The following is a 3,598-nucleotide window of genomic DNA, read 5'->3' on the forward strand; positions in this document are numbered from 1 at the left end:
TTCAGTCACTCATAAGACAGCCCATGGACGAACCGATTCTGACAATGGAAGAACGCGAGGCGATCAACAGTGGTCGCTGGTTCAGCAGCCTTTCACCCTCCCTGCGTCACGACATACTCCGATGCGCCTACGTCAAGCGATACAAAGACAGCGACCTGATCGTTGCCCGGGGCGACCCGCCCACCGAGTGGACGGCCGTGGCCAAGGGCGCGGTGCGCGTGAGCTCCACGTCGCTCTCGGGCAAACAGATCACATTGACCTATGTGGAACCCGGTGTGTGGTTCGGCGACGTGGCCATGTTCGACGGCGACCAACGCACCCACGATGCCTACGCCCACGGCCCCACCACCTTGCTGTGTGTGGCCCGCAACGATTTTCAGAAAATTCTGAGCGTGCACGTGGAGTTGTACGAAGCGCTCATGCGCTTGCAGGCCAGGCGTATCCGCACCCTGTTTGGCTTGGTGGAAGACCTGAACACACTGCCCTTGCGCGCCCGGCTGGCCAAACAGCTGCTGCACCTGGTGCGCAGCTACGGCGTGCCGTGCCTGTCGGACGGCAACGAAATGCGCATTGGCCTGCAACTGGCACAGGAAGAGTTGGCGCAGCTGCTGGGCGCATCGCGCCAGCGGGTCAACCAGGAGCTCAAATCGATGGAGCGCGAAAACGCGATCCGCATCGAGCAGGGCGGACTGGTGGTGCGCAACCGCGAGATGCTGATGCGCATCGCCGAAGCCGACACCTGACCCCCGTCCAGCGGGCGCTGGGAGGTCAGGTTCATATTCCCTCTCACACAAGGCTTCCCGCATGAGCGACACACACAACTTCACCGGCACCCGCGCGGTGTCAGACCAGCACGCGTTTGACACCACCGCCCTGCAGCAGTGGCTGCAAGTCCACCTCCCTGGCTTCAGCGGGCCACTGTCGGTGGAAATGTTCAAAGGCGGCCAGTCCAACCCCACGTACAAGCTCATCACACCCCAACGGGCCTATGTGATGCGCGCCAAACCCGGCCCGGTGGCCAAGCTGCTGCCATCGGCCCACGCCATTGAGCGCGAATACCGCGTCATGAGCGCCCTGCACGGCACCGGTGTGCCCGTGGCACAGATGCATGTGCTGTGCGAAGACGAGTCGGTCATTGGGCGGGCTTTTTACGTCATGGAATGCGTCGATGGCCGCGTCATGTGGGACCAGGCCCTGCCCGACATGACACGCGAGCAGCGCGGCGCCATCTACAACGAAATGAACCGCGTCATGGCCGCCCTGCACACGGTGGACCCCATGGCCATCGGGCTGGAGAGTTACGGCAAACCAGGTAATTATTTTGAGCGCCAGATTGGCCGCTGGAGCAAGCAGTACGTGGCGTCGGTCACGCAACCCATTGCCGAAATGGATCGGCTGATGGCATGGCTGCCACAAAACATTCCCGCCATGGCGCGCGACGCGTCCCTGGTATCGGTGGTACACGGCGACTACCGGCTGGACAACCTCATGTTCCACCCCACCGAGCCGCGCGTGCTCGCGGTGCTCGACTGGGAGCTGTCCACCCTGGGCCATCCGCTGGCCGACTTCAGTTACCACTGCATGTCCTGGCACATCCCCCCCGGCCTGTTCCGTGGCATTGGCGGGCTCGATGTGCAGGCGTTGGGCATTCCCACCGAGGCCGACTACATCGCGCTGTATTGCGAACGCACCGGCTTTGCCACGCCTGAGCAGCTCCAGGCCGACTGGAATTTTTACCTGGCCTACAACATGTTCCGTCTGGCGGCCATTCTGCAAGGCATCGCCAAACGCGTTGAAACCGGCACCGCGTCGAGCGCGCAAGCCGTGAAGTCGGCCGCTGGCGCCCGCCCCATGGCCGAACTGGCCTGGCGCTTTGCCCAGCCGGCCTGAAGCTCAGCCACAACCCCCTTTTCTACCCACAGGAGACCCGATGAACTTCGATTACACCGACAAAGTCAAGGACATGCGCGCTCGCCTGCTCGCGTTCATGGACGAGCACATCTACCCCAACGAAGCGCGTTTCTTCGCTGAAATTGCGGCCAACCGTGCCCATGGCAACGCATGGATTCCCACCACCATCATCGAAGAGCTCAAGCCCAAAGCCCGCGCCGCTGGCCTGTGGAACCTGTTCCTGCCCAAGAGCCCGCGTGCGCCCGAAGGCCTGTCCAACCTGGAATACGCGCCCCTGTGCGAAATCATGGGGCGTGTACCGTTTGCCGCCGAGGTGTTCAACTGCTCAGCCCCCGACACCGGCAACATGGAAACCTTGGAGCGCTACGCCAGCGAAGAACTGAAAGACCAGTGGCTGGAGCCGCTGCTCAAAGGCGAGTTTCGCTCGGCCTTCCTGATGACCGAGCCTGAAGTGGCCTCGTCCGACGCGACCAACATCCAGTGCCGCATTGAACGCGACGGCGACGAGTACGTCATCAACGGCCGCAAGTGGTGGTCGTCGGGTGCGGGCGACCCGCGTTGCGCGGTCTATATCGTCATGGGAAAAACCAACCCGGACGCACCCCGGCACTCGCAGCAGTCCATGATCGTCGTGCCCTCCAACGCCAAGGGCATCACCGTGGTGCGCCCGCTCAGCGTGTTTGGCTACGACGACGCACCACACGGTCACATGGAAGTGCTGCTGGAAAATGTGCGCGTGCCCGTGGGCAACCTGCTGTTGGGCGAGGGCCGAGGATTCGAAATCGCCCAAGGCCGCCTGGGCCCGGGCCGCATCCACCACTGCATGCGCTCCATTGGCGCGGCCGAACGCGCGCTGGAACTCATGTGCCAGCGCCTCAATTCCCGCGTGGCTTTTGGCAAACCGGTGTCGGCCCAATCGGTCTGGCACGAACGCATTGCCGATGCACGCTGCCGCATTGAAATGGCCCGCCTGCTCACGCTCAAGGCCGCGTACATGATGGACACTGTGGGCAACAAAGTGGCCAAGGCCGAAATCGCCATGATCAAGGTGGTGGCGCCCAACATGGCTTGCGACATCATCGACATGGCCATTCAGGCCCATGGCGGTGGCGGTGTCAGCGATGATTTCCCACTCGCCTACAGCTACGCCAACCAGCGCACCCTGCGCCTGGCCGACGGCCCCGACGAAGTGCACCGCCAATCCATCGCGAAACTGGAACTGTCCAAGCACATGGTGGTGAAAACCGAGGTGGACATGCCCGTAACACGCGGCTGTTGAGCCTCGGCCCTGCGCCTCAGCGTACCGACCCAGCAACAGCGCGGCAGATGAGGCGCTCCCAAGCCAAGCCGCAACACCCGAGACGGCCTGTCCGGACAGGCCCGATACAAAATACGCTGAAAAAAGCGAGCGGCACTCAAAATACCCCTCTAAAGTGTCTATAATTCGAAGCTTAGTCGGAGCGTAGCGCAGCCTGGTAGCGCATCTGCTTTGGGAGCAGAGGGTCGCGAGTTCGAATCCCGCCGCTCCGACCATAGAAAACAAAAAAGGCCCACTCCGTGGGCCTTTTTTCATGGTCTTCCCACAGACCTTGTCTGCCCGTAGCTCAACCGGATAGAGCAGCTGCCTTCTAAGCAGCAGGTCGGGGGTTCGAGTCCCTCCGGGCAGGCCATTAGTAAATATCATAAA

General features: G+C 62.2%; 3 protein-coding genes and 2 tRNA genes. All 5 read left to right on the forward strand.

The features are described 5' to 3' along the window. Nucleotides 1-23: 23 nt before the first annotated feature. Nucleotides 24-743: a Crp/Fnr family transcriptional regulator gene (locus tag Q7J58_RS21910; RefSeq protein ID WP_304832098.1), complete on the forward strand. Its 720-nt coding sequence runs from the start codon at nt 24-26 to the stop codon at nt 741-743. 61 nt (nt 744-804) lie between these two features. After that, nucleotides 805-1,890: a phosphotransferase gene (locus tag Q7J58_RS21915; RefSeq protein ID WP_304832099.1), complete on the forward strand. Its 1,086-nt coding sequence runs from the start codon at nt 805-807 to the stop codon at nt 1,888-1,890. A 40-nt stretch (nt 1,891-1,930) separates the two neighbouring features. Further along, a complete protein-coding gene (locus tag Q7J58_RS21920) occupies nt 1,931-3,190 on the forward strand; it encodes an acyl-CoA dehydrogenase family protein (protein ID WP_304832101.1) in 1,260 nt (419 codons plus the stop codon). A 177-nt stretch (nt 3,191-3,367) separates the two neighbouring features. Then, nucleotides 3,368-3,444, forward strand: a tRNA-Pro gene (locus Q7J58_RS21925). Nucleotides 3,445-3,504: 60 nt separating this feature from the next. Further along, nucleotides 3,505-3,581 (forward strand) — tRNA-Arg (locus Q7J58_RS21930). Nucleotides 3,582-3,598: the final 17 nt, after the last annotated feature.

The sequence above is a fragment of the Hydrogenophaga sp. genome, assembly GCF_030656115.1.
Lineage (GTDB): Bacteria > Pseudomonadota > Gammaproteobacteria > Burkholderiales > Burkholderiaceae_C > Hydrogenophaga.